Below are 20,162 nucleotides of genomic sequence, written 5' to 3'. Positions count from 1 at the left end.
CGCAGCCGACCGGACGAGCGACAATCGAATGAAAACAGAACATGTCTACCCCGTGCCCTCCGATATTGCGACGTCCGCCAGAATAACCGACGAAATCTATCGGGAAATGTATGACCGGTCCATCAGGGACCCGGAAGGATTCTGGGCCGAGCTGGCTCAGGAGTTCATCAGCTGGAACACCCCGTGGCAGCGGGTGGCGCGCTGGAATTTCCATACCCCATCCATCGAATGGTTCTCCGGTGCCCGCCTTAACGTTTCTTACAATTGTCTGGACCGCCATCTGGCTGACCGGCGCGACCAAACGGCCATTCTGTGGGAGGGCGACGAGCCCGGCGACCAGCGCGCCCTGACCTACGGCGAGCTGCACGACCGGGTCTGCCGGTTTGCCAATGTGCTCAAATCCCACGGCGTAGGCAAGGGTGACCGGGTGTGCATCTATTTGCCGATGATCCCGGAAGCCGCCGTAGCCATGCTGGCCTGTGCCCGTATAGGCGCCATCCACTCAATCGTGTTCGGCGGGTTTTCGTCCGAGGCATTGAAAGACCGGATTCTGGATGCCGATTGCCGCGTCCTGATCTGCGCCGACGAAGGCCGACGGGGCGGCAAATTCGTCCCGCTCAAACGTAACGTCGACGCCGCGCTGAGCCAGTGCCCGCATGTCGAAACCGTGCTGGTGGTCCGCCATACGGGCCGTCCGGTGGACTGGACCGCGGGGCGCGACCACTGGTTTCACGAGGCCGTGCAATCCGCATCGGCCGACTGCCCCCCCGAGGACATGGATGCGGAAGACCCGCTGTTCATCCTCTACACTTCCGGCTCGACCGGCAAGCCGAAAGGGGTGGTCCATACGACCGGCGGCTACCTGCTGTTTGCCGCCGTTACGCACAAATACGTGTTCGATTACCGCGACGGCGAAGTGTACTGGTGCACCGCGGACATCGGCTGGATCACCGGCCACAGCTACGTGGTCTTCGGCCCCTTGTGCAACGGGGCGACCACACTGATGTTCGAGGGCGTGCCGACCTACCCCACACCGGCACGGCTATGGCAGATCATCGACAAATATCAGGTCAGCATTTTCTACACGGCGCCGACGGTCATCCGGGCGCTGATGGGACTGGGCGCGGACTGGGTGAAGCAGGCCGACCGCCACAGCCTGCGAATACTGGGCTCGGTCGGCGAACCCATCAATCCGGAAGCCTGGGAATGGTATTACCAGGAAGTCGGCGAGAAACGCTGCCCCGTGCTCGACACCTGGTGGCAGACCGAAACCGGCGGCATCATGATCACCCCACTGCCCGGCGCCACACCGCTCAAACCCGGCTCCGCCACCCGCCCCTTCTTCGGCGTCGTCCCCGTCATCCTGGATCCCCAGGGCAACGAGCTGACGGGCCCGGCAGAGGGCGTCCTGGCGATCGCCGCATCCTGGCCAGGCCAGGCGCGTACCGTATTCCGCAATCACGATCGTTTCCGTGAAACGTATTTCGCCCTCTATCCGGGGAAGTACTTCACCGGCGATAGCGCGCGCCGGGATGCCGACGGTTATTACTGGATCACCGGACGGGTGGACGACGTGATCAACGTCTCGGGGCACCGCATGGGAACCGCCGAAATCGAGAGCGCCCTGGTACTGCACGACAGCGTCGCCGAAGCCGCGGTGGTCGGTTACCCGCACAACATCAAGGGCCAGGGCATCTACGCCTATGTCACCCTGGTCGCCGATGCCGTCCCGAGCGAGGACCTGAAACGGCAACTGATCGAACTGGTCCGGGAGGAAATCGGCGCGATCGCGACCCCTGACATCATCCAGTGGACGCCGGCCCTGCCGAAGACGAGATCGGGTAAAATCATGCGGCGCATCCTGCGAAAGATCGCAGCCAACGAGCTGGATCAACTGGGAGATACGTCGACACTGGCCGACCCGGCGGTCGTCGAAGACATCATCCGGAACAAACCGGCCTAGCGGCTGCTGCCACGATTCGCTCACCTGAAAGAACAACGATCCGCGGAGACGATCATGAAACTCATCACTGCAATCATCAAACCCTTCAAGCTCGACGACGTGCGCGAAGCGCTTTCCGATATCGGCGTGAGTGGACTGACGGTCACCGAAGTCAAGGGGTTCGGCCGGCAAAAAGGCCACACCGAACTTTACCGCGGGGCCGAATACGTCGTGGATTTCCTCCCGAAGGTGAAACTGGAAATCGCAGTGGCCGACACGCTGGTCGATGCGGCAGTCGATGCCATCGTCAAGGCGGCCAACACGGGAAAGATCGGCGATGGCAAAATCTTCATCACTTCCATCGACCAGGCGATCCGCATCCGCACCGGCGAGACGGGCGACCAAGCGCTGTAACGGCGCAGCCCCGGCGACACAACAAGGACCACACGGACAGCTTCCCCGGCTGTCCGCCCCCTCTCAATCCCCGGCGGGCAGTTGATGCTCGCGGCAGATCATCTCGGCATCCTCCTCGAACAGCCGTTCGCCGGTGAGGCCGCATCGGCGGCTGGCGTCTTCCAGAACGATGTGATGACGGCAGCTCTTGCAGGCCCCGAAAGTCTTGAGCCGGTTGGCGACCTGCATCGCCTGGAGCACGCCGGCGAGGGCGGATTCGAGCAACGGACGCTGATCCTGCGGAATCGCGCGCAGTGCCGCGCGCAGCACGCGGGGCGGAATCGACTCGTCCAGCAGCCGCCGGCCGGTCTCGGTCAACAGCACGTGCACCACGCGCCGGTCGCGGGCATCGCTTTCCTTGACGATCAGGCCGTTGTTTTCCAGGACGGCCAAGGTTTGCGAGACCGTCCCCTTGGTCAGTCCGAGATATTCGGCGACGGCCAGCGGCGTATTGCTGTAGCGGTTGCAGCTGGCCAGATAATGGAGGGCTTCGAGCTGCACGGGCTGCAGCCCTTTGAAGCTTTCGGACCGGCGCGCATCCATGCGGATGAGGTTCGAAATCCGCTCCAGATAATCGTATATGCGATCAGCTTCCATGGCGACAAATGGTATCGGACCGATCGCATCTTGACAAATGGCCGGCTGTCATGCGCTCAGACCAACTCGCGCAGGGCATCGCCGAAAAATTCCGGAACGGCGAACGCGGCCCGGTGGATGTCCGCGTTGTAATACCGGGTCGGAAACAGCTTCGCCTCCGCCGCATCCGCGCGGAACCGGTTCAGGTCCCCCTTACCCGCCATGGTCGCGCTCCACCAGCCCGAGGGATAGATGAATTGCGGGAAGAACAGCGTGCGCGTCTGGGCAAAACCCGCCTGCCGCATGATGCGATGCATCGAGGCAATGAGAGGCAGGTGGAACAGGGGCGATTCGCTCTGCTGCACCAGGATACCGTCGGTGCGCAGACAGCGGTGGCATTGGCGAAAAAACGCCTCGTTGAACAGCCCTTCCGCCGGACCGACGGGATCGGTGCTGTCGACGATGATGACGTCGACGCACCCATCCGGCGCATCCTTCACCCACTGGATGCCGTCGATGAACAACAGCTCCGCGCGGGGGTCGCCGTTGGCTTCGCACAGTTCGGGGAAATACCGTTCCGCCAGCCGCGTCACCCGCTCGTCGATGTCGATCTGCACCGCCTTCTCGACTTCAGAGTGCTTCAACACCTCTCGCAGGCTGCCGCAGTCTCCGCCGCCGATGATCCACACGGTCTTCGGGGCGGGATGGGTGTACAGCACGGGATGCGTCATCATTTCGTGATAGAGGAAATTGTCGCGGTCGCTCACCATGGTGCAGCCGTCGATCACCATGAGCTTGCCGAACGATTCGGTATCGTAGATCTCGATGCGCTGGAAGGGCGTCTGCTCCTCGTGCAGCTTAGCCCTGATTTTCAGCGACAGCGCACTGCCATTATCGGGATAGGATTCGGTAAACCAGTCCTGTGCGTCGCACATGGAACTCCTCCTGCGTGGAAAAAATGTCGCATTCTCCCCATAATTGGAGGTTTTTGAAAGACGGTCCCCATGACAAAAGCGAACTGGACGCTGAGCGACGCCCGCGACACTTACGCCATCGAGCACTGGAGCGATGGGTATTTCAACATCGCGCCGGAGGGCGAAGTCGTGGTCTGTCCGCAGCGGGGAAGCGTCGAGGGAGGCGTAAGCATCGCCGCCATTGCCCGCGGCGTCCGTGCCGAGGGATTGTCCTTGCCCGTGCTGATGCGCTTTCCCCACATCCTGCACGACCGGGTCCGCCTTCTGACGTCGGCGTTCGGCAAGGCGCGGGCCGCCTACCACTACGGAGCCGGCTATACGCCGGTGTACCCGATCAAAGTCAACCAGCAGCGCAACGTCATCGAGAACATTCTCCGCGCCGGCGGCGTCGGCCTCGAGGCCGGCAGCAAATCGGAACTGCTCGCCATCCTTGCCCTGGCGGAGTCCGGCACCATCATCTGCAATGGCTACAAGGATCGCGCCTACATCCGGCTGGCCCTGATCGGCAGCCGGTTGGGGCTGCGGGTCTTCATCGTGGTCGAAAAACTGTCTGAACTCGAACTGGTGGTGAGCGAATCCGAAGCGCTCGGCATCGCCCCGCAGCTCGGTGTACGGATCAGGCTCTCCAGCATCAGCGCCGGCAAATGGCAGAATAGCGGCGGCGAAAAATCGAAATTCGGCCTGCATGCGGGTGAAATCCTGAAGTTCCTCAAACGGCTGGAGCGCGCCGGAGGACTCGGCTGGGTACGGCTGATGCATTTCCACATGGGATCCCAGGTGGCCAACATCAATGACGTCAAGACCGCCCTGCGCGAAGCCGGCCGCTACTATGCGGAACTACGGCGGCTGGGGGCGCCGGTCGATCATGTCGACGTCGGCGGCGGCCTCGGCATCGACTACGAAGGCACGCATTCGGTCAGCGACTGCTCGATCAACTACAGCGTGGATGAATACGCCCACAGCATCGTGCGGGCTTTCTCCGAACTCTGTGCCGAACAGGGACTGCCCCAGCCGGACCTGATCACCGAAGCCGGTCGGGCGATGAGCGCGCACCATGCCGTGCTGGTAACCAACGTCGTCGACATCGAGGCGGCCACCTATGACGCCAGCCCGGTCTCCGCCTCGGTGGCCCAGCCATTGAAGGACCTGGAGGACCTGCTCCGCCGGGTGGACAGCGAATCGGTACTGGGCATCTACCACGATGCCGAGTTCGACCTCGCCGAAACCCGGACCATGTACGTTCAAGGCAAGATCGGCCTGGACCAGCTGGCAGAAGCCGAACGGCTCCACGCCACCCTCTGCCACGAAGTGCAGCAGCGTCTCGACATCCGGCTGAGGGCCCACCGGGCCGTGCTGGACGAGCTCAACGAGCGCCTGGCCGACAAGCTGTTCTGCAATTTCTCGGTCTTCCAGTCGATTCCCGATGCCTGGGCGATCGATCAGATCTTCCCGGTCATGCCGCTGCAACGGCTTGGCGAAGAACCCACCCGCCGCGCCGTGATCCAGGACATGACCTGCGATTCCGACGGACGGATCAACGCCTACATCGACCGGCAGAGCATCGAGAACACCCTGCGTATGCATGCGCCGGCCCCCGGCGAACCCTACCTGATAGGCTTCTTCCTGGTCGGCGCCTACCAGGAAATCCTGGGCGACATGCACAATCTGTTCGGGGACACCCACTCGGTGGATGTCGAACTGGACGGCGCGGGCGGTTATACCTTCACCCACACCCGGAGGGGTGACGGCGCCGACGATCTGCTGCGCTATGTCCACATCGATCCCGACGAACTGGAACGTTCCTACCGCAAGAAGCTGATCGAAGCCGACATCCCGATGCACCAGCGCAAGCAGTACGAAAGCGAGCTGATCGCGGGACTCAGCAACTACACCTACCTGGAGGAATGAGCATGAAGACCGGCTTCGTCGGGCTCGGCGCCATGGGACTGGGCATGGCCCGCAACCTCCGGCGGGCGGGCCTGCTGGCCGGCGTCTGGAACCGTACGCCGGAAAAAGCCCGGGCATTCGCCGCCGAGACCGGCACCCCTGCCTGGGCAACGCTCACGGAAATGGCTCCGGCCTGCGATGTGATCGTGACCTGCGTTTCGGCGGATGCCGATGTGCTGGAGGTGATCGCAGCCCTCACACCCGGACTCCGGCCGGGCGCGGTCATCGTCGACTGCTCGACGGTCGGCGTGGCCACCACCCGCCGCGCCGCCGAGGCCGTCCGCCAGGCGGGCGGCGATTTTCTCGATGCCCCGGTGAGCGGCGGCGTCGAGGGCGCCCGCGACGGCACCCTGGCCCTGATGATCGGCGGCCGGGCCGAAACCGTGGAAAAAGTCCGGCCGGTGCTCGCAGCAATGGGCAACCGCCTCATGCACATGGGCGACACCGGCGCCGGCCAGGCCACGAAAGCGGTGAACCAGGTGATGTGCGCCGGCATCAACCAGGCCGTCACCGAGGCACTGGCATTCGGGCAAGCCTTGGATCTGGACCTGGACAAGGTCATCGACGTGATCTCCGGCGGCGCCGCCGGCAACTGGTTCCTGGACAAACGCGGCAAGACCATGATCCGCGGCAGCTTCCAGCCCGGCTTCAAGCTGTCCCTGCACCACAAGGACCTGAACATCTGCCTGGAGATGGCGGAAAGATTGGGAATCCCCCTGCCGCTGAGCACCCGGAGCCGGGACGACTACGCCGAACTCATGGCCCGGGGATACGGCGACGACGACATCTCCGGCCTGTTCCGGCTGAAGTCGGCCGCGCGCCCCAAGGGCTGACCCCATACTTTCGGATATAATTCCCGCCCGCACGAAAACCTGTCGGACCGCTTGTGCCTACGTCGAACGCCCCCGAAACCCCGAGCTTCCAGGATCTGATCCTGACCCTCCAACGCTATTGGGCCGAGCAAGGCTGCGTGATCCTCCAGCCGCTGGATCTGGAGGTCGGCGCCGGAACTTTCCATCCCGCGACCTTCCTCCGCGCCATCGGCCCGGAACCCTGGAACACCGCCTACGTGCAGCCCTCGCGCCGCCCCACCGACGGCCGCTATGGCGACAACCCCAACCGGCTGCAGCATTACTACCAGTTCCAGGTGGTGCTGAAGCCCTCGCCGCCCGACATCCAGGAACTCTATCTCGGCTCGCTGCGCCTGCTCGGCTTCGACCTCCTCGAACACGACGTCCGCTTCGTCGAGGACAACTGGGAATCGCCCACGCTCGGCGCCTGGGGCCTGGGCTGGGAAGTCTGGCTGAACGGCATGGAAGTGACCCAGTTCACCTATTTCCAGCAGGTCGGCGGCCTCGACTGCCGGCCGGTCAGCGGCGAGATCACCTACGGCCTGGAGCGCATCGCCATGTACGTGCAGGGCGTGGAGAACGTCTACGACCTGGTCTGGACGCGGGGACCTCAGGGCATCGTCCGTTACGGCGACGTGTTCCATCAGAACGAGGTCGAGATGTCGGCCTTCAACTTCGAGCACGCCAACACCGAATTCCTCTTCAGCGCCTTCGACACCTACGAGCGCGAATGCCGCCAGCTCATCGCGCTGGGGCTGCCCCTCCCAGCCTACGAGATGGTGCTGAAGGCCTCGCACACCTTCAACCTGCTCGATGCCCGCCGGGCCATCTCGGTCACCGAGCGCCAGCGCTTCATCCTGCGGGTGCGCGAACTCGCCAAGGCCGTGGCCGAAGCCTATTACCAGCGCCGCGAAGCCTTGGGATTCCCGATGCTCGACGCCAAGGAGGAGCACGCTCATGGCTGAGACCCGCGATCTTCTGTTCGAACTGGGCACCGAGGAGCTGCCGCCGAAATCCCTGCTCAAGCTGAGCGAAGCGCTCAAGGACCACGTGGCTGCCGGGCTGGAAAAAGCCGGCCTGTCGTATGCCGGCATCGAAGCCTACGCCACGCCGCGCCGGCTCGCCCTGCTGGTCCGCCGACTGGCGGCGGCCCAGCCGGACCAGACCATCGAGCGGCGCGGCCCGGCGCTGAACGCGGCTTACGATGCCCAGGGGGCGCCCACCAAGGCCACCGTGGGCTTCGCCAGAAGCTGCGGCGTCACCACCGATCAGCTCATCACCCTGAAGACCGAGAAAGGCGAGTGGGTGGGTGTGGTCCAGGAAATCCGAGGCCGATCCACCGAAGCGCTGATCCCCGATATCATCCGCCAGGCCCTGACCGCGCTGCCCATCGCCAAGCGCATGCGCTGGGGCTCGGGACTGGCCGAATTCGTCCGCCCGGTGCAGTGGGTGGTACTGCTCTACGGCGGTACGGTAGTCGAGTGCGAGATTCTCGGCGTCGCCTCAGGCCGGACCACCCGCGGCCACCGCTGCCATGCGCCGGACCCGATCGAGATCACGAATCCCACCGAATACGCCGGCCTGCTGACTACTCGAGGCCATGTGCTGCCGGACTTCGGCGAGCGCCGCGCTTGCATCGAGCGGCTCGCCGTGGAAACCGCCGCGACGGTGAACGGCAAGCCGCTGATCGACCCCAATCTCTTGGACGAGATCACCGCCCTGGTCGAATGGCCGGTGCCGGTGCTGGGTGGCTTCGAGGCGCGCTATCTGAGCCTGCCACCGGAAGTCCTGATCACCACCATGCAGGACAATCAGAAATACTTCCCGGTGGTCGACGCCGAAGGCGGACTGCTGCCCCATTTCATCACCTTCAGCAACATCGACAGCCGCCGGCCCGAGTTCGTGCGCGAGGGCAACGAACGCGTGGTCCGGCCGCGTCTGGCAGACGCCGAATTCTTCTGGAACCAGGACCGCAAGCGCACCCTGGAAGAGCGGGTCGAGGAACTGGGCCAGGTCACCTTCCAGAACAAGCTCGGCTCGGTGCTCGACAAGACCCGGCGGGTGCAGCAGCTGGCGGTGTTCATTGCCGAGTCCCTGAACGTGGATCCCAGCTTTGTCGAGCGCGCCGCCCTGCTGGCGAAAGCCGACCTCCTGACCCACATGGTCGGCGAGTTCACCGAACTGCAGGGTCTCATGGGCCGCTATTACGCCCTTGCGGAAGGAGAACCCTACGAAGTAGCGCTCGCCATCGAGGAACAGTATCTGCCCAAGGTGTCGGGCGGCGCGCTGCCGGCTTCGCGCACCGGCGAAATCCTGGCGCTGGCGGAAAAGATCGACACTCTGGCCGGCATCTTCAGCGTCGGCCTGGTCCCCAGCGGGGACCGCGACCCTTATGCCTTGCGCCGTGCCGCACTGGGCATCATCCGCATCCTGATTGAGAAACGGCTCGACCTGGATGTCGAAGTCCTGCTGGAAAAGGCGTTGAACCTGCTCCCCCATGGCTTCGATCCAGAGGCGACCCGCTCGGCGCTGCTGGACTTCATCTACGAGCGCCTGCGCGGCTACTGCCTGGAGCAGGGTTACCGCCACGACGAGTTCGAGGCCGTCCTGGCGATCCGGCCAACCAACCTGGCCGATTTCCTGGACAGGCTCGCTGCGGTACGCGAATTCCGCGGCCTCACTGCCGCCGAAAGCCTCGCCGCGGCCAACAAACGCATCCGCAACATCCTGCGCAAATCGGGCGAAACGGTGGTCGCGAATGCGGAGGAACGGATCCTGATCGAGCCTTCGGAAAAGGCACTGCTGGCAGCGGCCCGCCAGGCGCACGCCGACATCCTGCCGCTGCTGCACGCCCGCGACTACACCACAGCGCTGTGTCGCCTGGCACAACTGCGGGACTGCGTCGACGCATTCTTCGACACGGTGATGGTGATGTGCGAGGACGTGTCCCTGCGCAGCAACCGGCTCGGGCTGCTGGCCCTGGTCGAGGGGCTGTTCCTGAACGTCGCCGACATCTCCACCCTGCAGCCGGCTCAATGACATGCGCTATGTGATCCTGGACCGGGATGGCGTCATCAACGAAGACTCCGACCACTACATCAAGTCGCCGGAGGAATGGCGCCCGATTCCCGGCAGCCTCGACGCCATTGCCCTGCTGACCCGCCACGGCTTCCGGGTCGTGGTGCTGACCAATCAGTCCGGCATTGCCCGCCGATTGTTCAGTCCCGCCGCGCTGGAAGCGATCCACGACAAGATGCGCACCCTGGTCCGGGAGACCGGCGGCGAAATCTTCGACATTTTCCTGTGCCCGCATGGCCCCGAAGACGTCTGCGGCTGCCGCAAACCCCGGCCTGGGCTGTTCTACGCCTTCGCCGAAAAATACGATGCGGAACTCGCCGGCACGCCGGCCGTGGGCGATTCGCTGCGCGACATCGAGGCGGCGGCGGCGGCGGGCGCTGCGCCGATCCTGGTCGAAACCGGCAAGGGCATGCGCACGCTGGAGCGGAATCCCGAACTCGATGTCCCCACCTTCCCCGACCTCTATGCAGCCGCACAACACATCGTTTTCAGCCAGACTTGAGATCATTCTGCGTTCGGCGGTGTTTTTCGCAGGCATGGCCCTCTCGACGCTGGTCATCGCGCCATGCATGATCGCTGCGCGTCCCTTCTCTTTCGGCGTGCGCTGGGCTCTGGCCAACCGCTGGGTCCGATTCAATCTCTGGATGTTGAGGATCGTGTGCCGGCTGGACTTCCAGGTCCAGGGCCGGGAAAACATTCCGATCCAGCCCGGCGTCATCCTCTGCAAACACCAGTCGGCCTGGGAAACCCTCGCGCTGCAGGTGATCTTCCCGCCCCTGGTCTTCATCCTCAAGCAAGAACTGCTGAGGCTGCCGGTGTGGGGCTGGGCGATGGCGACGCTCAAGCCCATCGCCATCAACCGGGCGCACAAGACGGCGGCGCTCAGGCAGGTGCTGAACGAGGGCGTCAAACGGCTGAAAGAAGGGCTATGGGTGGTCGTGTTCCCGGAAGGCACCCGCGTCGCCCCCGGCAAGAAGGGACACTACGGCGCCAGCGGCGCCATGCTGGCCCACCGCGCCGGCTGTCCGGTGGTGCCGGTAGCGCACAATGCCGGCGAATACTGGAGCCGCCGCGCTTTCCTGAAGTACCCCGGTACCATCCAGGTCCGCGTCGGACCAGCGATCGATGCCGCCAGTCTCGACGCGGCGGAAATCACCGCTCGAGCCGAGCGCTGGATCGAAGCCCAGATGCAGGAAATCGGCCGGGGCCGTTGATACCGGCCTTTTAACCGGTCACGAAACGGCGAATCCGTCCGACCGCCTCCTGCAGCACCGGAATGTCGGCCGTATAGGCGAAACGCAGATAACGCTCCGGCGACTGGGCGCCGAAGTCCTTGCCCGGTGTCACCGCGACGCCGGCCGTCTCCAGGAGGCGCGCGGCAAACTCCGCGCTGTCTTCGGCAAACGCCGAGCAGTCGGCATAGATGTAGAACGCTCCGGACGGCGCGACCGGCACTCCGAATCCCAGCCTCACCAGTTCCTCCCAAAGAAAATCACGGCGCGCCTCGAAGGCCTGTCGGCGGCGTTCGAGTTCGGCGCGACTTTCTTCCGAGAATGCCGCCAGCGCCGCGTACTGGGACAGGGTGGGCGCGGAAATGAAGATGTTCTGAGCCACCCGTTCCACGGCGGCCGCGTAAGCCTCCGGCACGACCACCCAGCCCAGACGCCAGCCGGTCATGCCGAAATACTTCGAAAAGCTGTTGACGACGAATGTGTGCTGACCGAACTCCAGGGCACTGACCGCGCGTCCGCCGTATTCCAGCCCGTGGTAAATCTCGTCCGAAATCAGGATGCCCCCCTCGGCTTCGAACCATTCCACCAGCTCCCGCAACACCCCTGTACGCATGACCGTGCCGGTCGGATTGGAAGGCGAGGCACTGATCGCCACCGGAACGTCTCCCCCGCAGTGCGTTCGGCACAAGGCGGCGTTCAACTGGAAATCCTGCTCGGCCCCCACAGGCACGGCATGCGGATCGCCCGAATACAGACGCACGAAATTGGAATAACAAGGGTAGCCGGGATCGGCCAGCATCACACGCCGTCCAGGTGACAGGGCGACGGCCAGCGCCAGAGACAACGCACCCGACGCGCCCGGGGTGAGAAATATCCGCTGCGGCGCGACCGCCACCCCATAGCGTTCGGCATAGTAGGCCGCGATACGCTCTCGCAGTTCCGGCAGCCCGGCAGCGGGGGTATAGCGCACCTGTCCGCCGGCCAGAAATCGGGTCGCCGCCGCGGCCACCGGTTCGGGTGTCGGAAAATCCGGCTCGCCGATCTCGAGGTGGACGATCGAACGCCCGGAGGACTCCAGCTCCCTCGCGCGCGCCAAGATTGCCATGACGTGGAACGGCCGGATGGCGTCGGCCAGACAACCGCCCTGCTCCGCTGCCGGTATCGCCTGACCAGCCTCGTGCTGTCGCCGGTTCATCGCATCCCCCGTAAACCTGACGGAAAAAGCTCCATTTTACGGTTAAAATCCGAGCGCAATGGATCCGACCGTAGCGGCACGGAGCGGTCGGTGATCTTTCGACTCCTCCACCAACCATGACGGCATAAGTTCGGACTCATGCGCACGGGCAAATTCTATCTCTTCGTCACTTTCGTAATCTTGCTCGTCATCGCCATCGAAGGCGAACTCGTCGTGGAAATCCTGTCGCATACCGCGGAGCTCCTTCTCGAAGCCATGGAGATGCTGCTGGACACGGTGTTCGAAGCCGTGCTCGGCCTCACGCCGCGCGGCGCCCAGGTCCTGACGGCCTGGCTGGCGGTCGGCGTCCTGACTTGGCTGGGCAGCATGCTGGTCGGCAAGATTGCCCGTGGCTGGGACGAGCGCCAGCGGCGAATCGAGGACTACTGGCGGGACACGGTCGGCAAGGCCAAAACCTGGTATATGCGTAACCGCCTGAAAATCATTCTGATCGGCGCCTGTGTCGGACTGCTGACCCTATTGGCTCTGTTCTGAACCGATCGATCCGCCATCTTCCCACTCGAACCGCGGCAACAGGGTGAAAGCATTGCGGATACCCTCGGCCCATTGTTTCTGGATCGATGCATAAAGCGGGCTGGAATAATCGAGATGCAGATAGTGGCCGACGACAAAGGAATTCCGCCGGTAGATGGCGACCTCCACCGGTGGCCCCACCGAGATGTTGCTGCGCATGGTCGAATCGATGGAGACCAAGGCGCAACGCGCCGCATCTTCGAGCGTCGTCGCAGGGGCGATCATCCGGTCGAGGATGGGCTTGCCGTACTTGGTTTCGCCGATCTGAAGATAAGGATTGTCGGGCGAAACCGTGATGTAATTGCCCTGCGGATAGATGAGGTAGATTTCGGGCGGCTGCCCCTGAATCTGGCCACCCAGGATGAAACTGGCCTCACCGGAGATACCACAGCGTTGCATGGCGCTGGCGTGCTGCTCCTGAACCCGCACGCTGGTTTCCCCTATGTAGGATGCGGCATCGTACAGATAGGCCACCGTATTCAGGTTGTAGGGCACTCCGGGATTCTCCAGATCGCGTCGTATCAGGTTGATCACAGCCTGTGTCGTCGCCAGGTTGCCGGCGGCCAGGACGATCATCAAGCGGTCGCTGTGCAGATCGAAGCGGTACATCTTGCTGTAGACGCTGGCGTAATCGACGCCGGCATGGGTGCGGGAATCGGAGGCAAACACCAACCCCTGGTCGACCTTGATGGCAAGGCAATAAGTCATCCGGTTTCCTTAACATAGGATTGCGCGCTGGAACCGCAGGACTCTAGCTCGAAACGGCCCCCGATCTCAAGCCGCCGCACGATCACCGGGAATTCCGGCACTTGCACCGAATCGGCGCAAGGCGTTTCCTGCGCGCCCCAACCCCGCCCAGCCTCGGGCGGGACCGCCCCACGCCCCAAGGGGCACCGGTCATGACACAGGGGAAGAGAGACGGAAGACGGCGCGGCATGGCCCGGAAATCGCTTGTGTTTCGGCAGGAAGGCCCGCTCTCGGCGTCACCGTGGGCCGTCCGCATTCTGAAACGATTTCAGCCCCCAAGGATCGAAACACGATCATGAGTCTGGCACTGCAAGACTATCCCAATCCGGAATGTTTCGATGAGCTGATCGACGAGCATGGCATGCCCCGTCGAATCGCCCGTGCGCTGTTCGACCATCTCGACGGCTTCTCCGAAACCGACCTCCAGGAACGCAAAGCCGCCGCCGAAGCCGAAATCCTGAGCATGGGCATCACTTTCACAGTCTACTGTGAGAACGAGGGCTCCATCGACCGCGCCTGGCCGTTCGACATCATTCCACGGCTGATCCGAACCGAGGAATGGAGGAGCGTCGAACGTGGGCTGAAACAGCGCACCCGGGCACTGAACCTGTTCATCGACGACATCTACCACGCTCAGCACATCGTCCGGGACGGTGTCTTCCCCCGCGACCTGCTGGCCGATTCCAGGAATTTCCGGCCCGAGTGTATGGGAATCGACCCACCGCTCGGCGTCTGGGCCCATATCTGCGGCACCGACCTCGTCAAGGACAAGGACGGCCGGTTCTACGTGCTGGAGGACAATTTGCGGGTCCCCTCCGGCGTGTCCTACATGCTGGAGAACCGTCTGGTGATGAAACGGGTGTTGCCGGAGCTCTTCGAATCCTACGCTATCGCCCCGGTCGACGACTATCCGGCCCAGCTCCGCCAGTGCCTGGCATCGCTCGCGCCCGTCTCCAATCCTCAGATCGTGGTGCTGACGCCCGGTATCTACAATGCCGCCTATTTCGAACACGCCTACCTGGCCCAGCAGATGGGCGCCGAACTGGTGGAAGGCAACGATCTGGTCGTGGGCCGCGACGATTGCGTCTACATGCGCACCATCGAAGGTCTGCACAAGGTCGACGTGGTTTACCGGCGTATCGACGATCTGTTTCTCGACCCGGAAGCCTTCAACCCGGCGTCGGTGCTCGGGGTGCCGGGACTCATGCGCGCCTGGAAGAAAGGCAAGGTGGCGCTGGCCAATGCTCCCGGCGCCGGAGTGGCGGACGACAAAGTGGTATACACCTACGTTCCCGACATCATCCGCTATTACTTGAACGAGGACCCCATCCTGCCCAACGTGCCTTCCTACCGCTGCGTCGATCCGGAGGCATGCCGCTACGTGCTGGACCACCTCGACCGTCTGGTCGTCAAACCGGCCAACGAATCGGGTGGCTACGGCATGCTGATCGGCCCCACGGCCAGCCCGGAGGAGCGCGCGGAATTCGCCGAACGTATCCGCCGCGATCCTCGCAACTACATGGCCCAACCCATGCTCACCCTGTCCACGGCGCCCACCCTGGTCGATCATCGGGCCGAGCCGCGCCATCTCGACCTGCGCCCCTTCGTGCTGAGCGGCCGGGATACCTACGTGACCAACGGCGGCTTGACGCGCGTCGCCCTCAAGAAAGGCTCGACCGTGGTGAACTCGTCCCAGGGAGGGGGCAGCAAGGACACATGGATCATCGACGGAAAAGGAGCCTGACATGGCGATGTTGTCGCGCGTCGCGGAAAGCCTCTACTGGATGTCGCGCTATCTGGAGCGGGCGGAAAACACCGCCCGCATGATCAACGCCAACGCCAACGTGATGTTGGACCTGCCCCGGGAAATCCGTCCCAGCTGGGATTCTCTGCTGACCATCACGGGGAGCGAGGAAACGTTCGCCACGCTTTATTCCACTCCCGGCGAAAGCCAGGTCAGCCGTTTCCTGATCACGGAGGCACGCAATCCCGGCTCTATCGTCAGCTCGCTGCGGGCCGCCCGCGAGAATGCCCGCAGCATCCGGGACATCCTCCAGCGGGAAGGATGGGAGCATATCAACGCTCTGTACCTCGAGGCGATGGCGCGCATACCGGACAGCGAGTCGCCGAAACGCCGCTTTGCCTACCTCGACGACATCATCGTCGGCGTACAGACCATCGCCGGCCTGATCGCCGGCACCATGAGCCATGACGAAGCCTACGAATTCGTGCGGCTCGGCTGCAATCTGGAACGGGCCGACATGACCACCCGCATACTGGATGTCCGCTGGGTCGACCTGTCACCGGAAGGCAAGGATGTGACGCCTTTCGAAAACCTGCTATGGATGAGCGTGCTGAAGTCGATGACCGCCTACCACATGTACCGGCGCCACTGCCAGACCGCCGTCGGACGCGACTCGGTGGTGAAGTTCCTCCTGGAGGACACCCTGTTTCCCCGTTCCTGCCATTTCTGCCTCCGTGACATGCTGGATGCGCTCGACCGTCTGCCGCAAGGCAGCTGTGTCCGCGAAAAGCTGGTGGAGGCCATCGACCGGGTCCAAGACGAGGAAAGCCGCCGCCGTACCGAACTGCATCGTTTCATCGACGATCTGCAGATCAAACTGGGCGAAATCCACGATGCCCTGTCCGGTTGCTACTTCGACGTCGAAAAATCGTCGCCCCGGCAGAATCGACCGCATTGCGGCAACGGATAGGGAACGCCGGATGCGAAAAGGCCCGCGGGTTCGGCCGCGGGCCTGTTGCCGTCGCCCTGCGGACAGGGGCGATCAGCCGTTGATGAAATAGTGCGTCGCGATGCTGGCGATATAGCCGGCAGCCACCGCGGGCGTCCATTTCAGATGGCTGAAGAAGGTATACATGCCGCGCGAGGTGCCCATCAGCGCCACACCGGCCGCCGAGCCCACCGACAGCATGGAACCGCCCACACCCGCGGTCAGGGTGACCAGCATCCACTGGTAGATGTCCATGTCCGGGTTCATGTTCAGCACCGCGAACATCACCGGGATGTTGTCGACCACCGCCGACAGCAAACCGACGATGATGTTGGCCGTGGTCGCGCCGAGGCCGTCATACATGGCGACGGAAGCCAGCTCCAGATAGCCGATGTAGCCCAGGCCGCCCACCGCGAACACCACGCCGAAGAAGAACAGCAGCGTGTCCCATTCGGCGTCCCGGACGTTGGCGAACACGTCGAAGCGGTCGCCGTTGGAGCCCGGAAAATACAGCTTGAGACGGTAGCCGTAGAACATCAGGATGGACAAGCCCACCATCATGCCCAGGAACGGCGGCAGATGGAGGAACTGCTTGAAGCTGACGGCGATCGATATGGTGAGCACGAACAGGCCGCAGATCAGCAGAGCGCCCGGTTTCATGACGACGACTTCCTCCTCGGGGAAATCCGGCAATTCATTCGGGATGGCGAAATGCATGAAGGCAGCCGGCACCACGAAGTTCATCACCGAAGGAATGAACAGCTCGAAGAAGTCGAAGAATTCCGCCTTTCCCGCCTGCCAGACCATCAGGGTGGTGATGTCGCCGAAGGGGCTGAACGCGCCGCCCGCATTGGCCGCGATCACCAGGTTGATGAAACCGAGGCTGACGAACTTGGGACTCTTGGCCCCGACCGCCATCACCACCGCGCCGACCAACAGCGCCGAGGTCAGGTTGTCAGCCACGGAAGACAGGAAGAAGGTGATGACGCCGGTGATCCAGAACAGTTTGCGGTAACCGAATTTTCGGGTCACCAGCCAGGACCGCAGCGCCTCGAACACATTGCGCTCGGCCATGGCGTTGATGTAGGTCATGGCGACCAGCAGGAACAGCATCAGTTCCGCGTATTCCTTGAGGTCGTGCTCGAACGCCCGGTGCACCTCCTCGGCAGCGACGCCGGCGGTGCTGGCCATATAAGCAACCTGCGCCCAGATGATGCCGGCAGCCAGGATCACCGGCTTGGATTTCCGAAGATGGGTGAATTCCTCGGTCATCACGAAGGCATAGGCCACGACGAAGATCAGAACACAGTATAATCCCCGATGGGTTGCAGTCAGATCGAGATTCCGGGTTTCCTCCGCCAGGGCAAGCCCGGGCAGCCCCAGAAAAAGCGACAGTAAGACGAATGCGCGTAACAAGGCCAGATCCTCTATATTGTTATGAATCAAATAAAAACGCGGCCGCTCCATGAGCGGCCCGCCTGTTCCCAAATCCGACCCGCGATTATATAAGAAGAACATCCGGACTGACGAATCCACCGGGCGCCGGCGCGCCAGCGGCGCGCATGCCGTTTCAGCCCCACCACCATGCACCGGCTGCAGGCGTCGACTCCGACATGCGATGGTGTTATCGTCGATTTCATAGCAAAAAACTCAGGATATCGCCGAAGCGAACACCCACAGCAAACACGCCATGTATCAATACGACCAATATGACCAGCGGCTGGTCGACGAACGGGTTGCCCAGTTCCGCAGCCAGACCCGCCGATTTCTCCAGGGCGAACTGAGCGAGGACCAGTTCCGTCCCTTGCGACTGATGAACGGGCTGTACCTCCAGCGTCATGCCCCCATGCTGCGCGTCGCCATTCCTTACGGCGTGCTCTCGTCCCGGCAGCTGCACAAGCTGGCCGAGATCGCCCGCCGTTACGACAAATCCGTCGCTCATTTCACCACCCGCCAGAACATCCAGTTCAACTGGCCACGCCTGGAAGACGTGCCGGACATCCTGGCGGAGTTGGCGACGGTCCAAATGCACGCCATCCAGACCAGCGGCAACTGCATCCGCAACGTCACCAGCGACCCGCTGGCCGGCGTCTGTCCCGACGAGATCGAAGACCCCAGGCCCTATTGCGAAATCATCCGGCAGTGGTCGACCCTGCATCCGGAGTTCAGCTACCTGCCGCGCAAGTTCAAGATCGCCGTCAGCGGTGCGAGGAAAGACCGCGCCGCGACCCAGGTACACGACATCGGCTTGCAGATGGTCGAAAACGAGACGGGCGAAACCGGCTTCGAGGTCCTGGTCGGCGGCGGCCTCGGACGCACCCCGATCATCGGCCAGACCATCCGCCCCTTCCTCGCCAAGACGGATCTCCTCTCCTACCTGGAAGCCATCCTGCGCGTATACAACCGCTTCGGGCGGCGCGACAACAAATACAAGGCGCGCATCAAAATCCTGCTCAAAGAGACCGGCATCGAAGATTTCACCCGTCGGGTCGAGGCCGAATGGGTGCAAATCCGCCAGCGATTGGTGCTGGACACCGGCGAGATCGAGCGTGTAAAGAGGCATTTCACGGCGCCCGACTACAAGACCGTGGCCGGTCCCGGCCCGGACGCCCAGGCGGCGGCCGACCCGCGCTTCGCCGTCTGGCTGAGGAACAACACCACGCCGCACAAGATCCCCGGTTACCGGGCGGTATTCCTTTCGCTGAAAGCCTGCGGCGTACCGCCGGGTGACATCGCCGACACCCAGTTGGATGCCGTGGCCGACCTCGCGGAGCGTTACAGCTTCGGCGAGGTCCGCGCCACCCACACCCAGAACCTGGTGTTCGCGGATGTGCATCAGGACGACCTGCACGAACTCTGGCAGCGCCTGGACTCCATCGGCTTGGCGACGCCCAACATCGGCAAGGCGACTGACATGATCTGCTGCCCCGGTCTGGATTACTGCTCGCTGGCCAATGCCAGTTCGATCTCGGTGGCGGAAGACATCTATTCGCGCATCGACGATCTCGACTATCTGCACGACCTCGGCGACCTGCGGATCAACATCTCCGGCTGCATGAATGGCTGCGCCCATCAAAGCGTCGGCCACATCGGCATTCTGGGCGTCGACAAGAAAGGCGAGGAATGGTACCAGCTCACGCTCGGCGGCAGCTCCAGCAATGACGCCTCCCTCGGCGAGCGCCTCGGGCCCGCCATCGACAAGGCCCACGTGGCCGAAGCCGTGGAAACCATTCTGCAAACCTACATCGAGCTACGTCAGGACGGGGAATCCTTCCTCGATACCGTGCGGCGTCTCGGCATCAACCCGTTTCAGGAGCGCGTCTATGCCCATCATTAAAGACGGAGCCATCGTCACCGACACCTGGCACCACCTGGCCGACGACGAACCGGTGAGTGCCGCCCCCTGCACCGTCTCGCTCGCACGTTGGAAGCGGGAGAAGAGCGAACTGGCCGCCCACGGTGGCGCCTTGGGGCTGCGTCTCAGTGGAGACGATCGGGTGGAAGACTTCGCCGGCGAACTCGACCAGTTCCCGCTGGTCGTGGTGGAATTCCCCAGCATGGGCGATGGTCGCGGCTTTTCCATCGCGCGGCTGCTGCGGGAGCGCTACGACTACCGCGGTGAACTGCGGGCGCGCGGAGCCTTCATCCCGGACCAGGTGTTCTATCTGCGGCGCGTGGGATTCAACGCCTTCGAATTCACGTACGATGCGAACCTGCAAACCGCGCTGCCTCTGCTCAATGAATTCAGCGTGACTTACCAGGCCGCCGCGGACGAGCCGCTGCCACTTTATCGGCGCTGCGCCCGATGAACCTTTCACCCTCAAGACCGCGACCGGTCCGACAGGCAGTACGGTGTGCCCCG

Annotated in this window: 18 protein-coding genes; 13 read left to right on the top strand and 5 right to left on the bottom strand. The window is 63.3% G+C overall.

What is annotated here, in order from left to right; genetic code table 11:
• Positions 1-28 precede the first annotated feature (28 nt).
• Entirely contained in the window at positions 29-1,963 is a 1,935-nt protein-coding gene (gene acs, locus H156_RS0103800; RefSeq protein WP_026046077.1) for an acetate--CoA ligase, read from the top strand.
• A gap of 54 nt (positions 1,964-2,017) precedes the next feature.
• Positions 2,018-2,356, top strand: a complete 339-nt coding sequence (gene glnK, locus H156_RS0103795; protein ID WP_010961288.1) for a P-II family nitrogen regulator — start codon at positions 2,018-2,020, stop codon at positions 2,354-2,356.
• A gap of 63 nt (positions 2,357-2,419) precedes the next feature.
• Here glnK and H156_RS0103790 read toward each other — a convergent pair whose 3' ends face one another.
• Both H156_RS0103790 and speE read right to left on the bottom strand, forming a co-directional pair.
• The gene (locus tag H156_RS0103790; protein ID WP_017366342.1) at positions 2,420-2,992 is read right to left on the bottom strand and encodes a MarR family winged helix-turn-helix transcriptional regulator; all 573 of its coding nucleotides are present in this window, start codon (positions 2,990-2,992) and stop codon (positions 2,420-2,422) included.
• A gap of 56 nt (positions 2,993-3,048) precedes the next feature.
• On the bottom strand, positions 3,049-3,906 hold the full coding sequence (gene speE, locus H156_RS0103785) for a polyamine aminopropyltransferase (RefSeq protein ID WP_017366343.1): 858 nt from the start codon (positions 3,904-3,906) through the stop codon (positions 3,049-3,051).
• Between the two features lie 69 nt (positions 3,907-3,975).
• Here speE and speA point away from each other — a divergent pair, with 69 nt between their 5' ends.
• Genes speA through H156_RS0103755 form a run of 6 tightly spaced genes read left to right on the top strand, consistent with a single transcriptional unit; the run spans position 3,976 to position 11,035 of the window.
• Positions 3,976-5,853, top strand: a complete 1,878-nt coding sequence (gene speA / locus H156_RS0103780; protein WP_017366344.1) for a biosynthetic arginine decarboxylase — start codon at positions 3,976-3,978, stop codon at positions 5,851-5,853.
• 2 nt (positions 5,854-5,855) lie between these two features.
• Complete coding sequence (locus H156_RS0103775; protein ID WP_026046078.1) at positions 5,856-6,725, top strand: NAD(P)-dependent oxidoreductase; 870 nt, start codon at positions 5,856-5,858, stop codon at positions 6,723-6,725.
• A 53-nt stretch (positions 6,726-6,778) separates the two neighbouring features.
• Positions 6,779-7,708, top strand: coding sequence for a glycine--tRNA ligase subunit alpha (glyQ, locus tag H156_RS0103770; RefSeq protein ID WP_010961293.1), 930 nt, complete (start codon positions 6,779-6,781; stop codon positions 7,706-7,708).
• Positions 7,701-9,782: a glycine--tRNA ligase subunit beta gene (gene glyS / locus H156_RS0103765; RefSeq protein WP_017366346.1), complete on the top strand. Its 2,082-nt coding sequence runs from the start codon at positions 7,701-7,703 to the stop codon at positions 9,780-9,782. Before glyQ ends, glyS begins: the two co-directional genes overlap by 8 nt.
• A 1-nt stretch (position 9,783) precedes the next feature.
• Positions 9,784-10,323 carry a D-glycero-beta-D-manno-heptose 1,7-bisphosphate 7-phosphatase gene (gmhB, locus tag H156_RS0103760; protein ID WP_017366347.1) on the top strand — a complete coding sequence of 180 codons (540 nt, stop codon included), beginning with the start codon at positions 9,784-9,786 and terminating at the stop codon, positions 10,321-10,323.
• Between the two features lie 34 nt (positions 10,324-10,357).
• Positions 10,358-11,035: a lysophospholipid acyltransferase family protein gene (locus H156_RS0103755; RefSeq protein WP_420795065.1), complete on the top strand. Its 678-nt coding sequence runs from the start codon at positions 10,358-10,360 to the stop codon at positions 11,033-11,035.
• A gap of 10 nt (positions 11,036-11,045) precedes the next feature.
• Here the strand turns inward: H156_RS0103755 and H156_RS0103750 are convergent, their stop codons facing one another.
• On the bottom strand, positions 11,046-12,248 hold the full coding sequence (locus H156_RS0103750; protein ID WP_017366349.1) for an aminotransferase class I/II-fold pyridoxal phosphate-dependent enzyme: 1,203 nt from the start codon (positions 12,246-12,248) through the stop codon (positions 11,046-11,048).
• 138 nt (positions 12,249-12,386) lie between these two features.
• Between H156_RS0103750 and H156_RS0103745 the strand changes: the two genes are divergently transcribed.
• Positions 12,387-12,782, top strand: coding sequence for a hypothetical protein (locus H156_RS0103745; RefSeq protein ID WP_017366350.1), 396 nt, complete (start codon positions 12,387-12,389; stop codon positions 12,780-12,782).
• On the opposite strand, the gene H156_RS0103740 is transcribed toward H156_RS0103745, so the two are convergent.
• Positions 12,765-13,529, bottom strand: coding sequence for a proteasome-type protease (locus H156_RS0103740; protein ID WP_017366351.1), 765 nt, complete (start codon positions 13,527-13,529; stop codon positions 12,765-12,767). The two genes, H156_RS0103745 and H156_RS0103740, sit on opposite strands and share 18 nt — an antisense overlap.
• 334 nt (positions 13,530-13,863) lie before the next feature.
• Between H156_RS0103740 and H156_RS0103735 the strand changes: the two genes are divergently transcribed.
• Together H156_RS0103735 and H156_RS0103730 are read left to right on the top strand one after the other, a co-directional pair.
• Entirely contained in the window at positions 13,864-15,312 is a 1,449-nt protein-coding gene (locus tag H156_RS0103735) for a circularly permuted type 2 ATP-grasp protein (protein ID WP_017366352.1), read from the top strand.
• Between the two features lies 1 nt (position 15,313).
• Positions 15,314-16,282, top strand: a complete 969-nt coding sequence (locus H156_RS0103730; protein WP_017366353.1) for an alpha-E domain-containing protein — start codon at positions 15,314-15,316, stop codon at positions 16,280-16,282.
• A gap of 72 nt (positions 16,283-16,354) precedes the next feature.
• Here the strand turns inward: H156_RS0103730 and nhaD are convergent, their stop codons facing one another.
• Complete coding sequence (gene nhaD / locus H156_RS0103725) at positions 16,355-17,767, bottom strand: sodium:proton antiporter NhaD (RefSeq protein WP_017366354.1); 1,413 nt, start codon at positions 17,765-17,767, stop codon at positions 16,355-16,357.
• A gap of 223 nt (positions 17,768-17,990) precedes the next feature.
• On the opposite strand from nhaD, the gene H156_RS0103720 reads away from it, so the two are divergent.
• Complete coding sequence (locus H156_RS0103720) at positions 17,991-19,637, top strand: nitrite/sulfite reductase (protein ID WP_017366355.1); 1,647 nt, start codon at positions 17,991-17,993, stop codon at positions 19,635-19,637.
• Positions 19,624-20,109, top strand: a complete 486-nt coding sequence (locus tag H156_RS0103715) for a DUF934 domain-containing protein (protein WP_017366356.1) — start codon at positions 19,624-19,626, stop codon at positions 20,107-20,109. The genes H156_RS0103720 and H156_RS0103715 overlap by 14 nt, the downstream gene beginning before the upstream one ends.
• The last annotated feature ends 53 nt before the right edge of the window (positions 20,110-20,162 follow it).

The sequence above is a fragment of the Methylococcus capsulatus str. Texas = ATCC 19069 genome, assembly GCF_000424685.1.
GTDB classification, from domain to species: domain Bacteria; phylum Pseudomonadota; class Gammaproteobacteria; order Methylococcales; family Methylococcaceae; genus Methylococcus; species Methylococcus capsulatus.
This window is presented reverse-complemented; position numbering and strand designations above follow the sequence as displayed.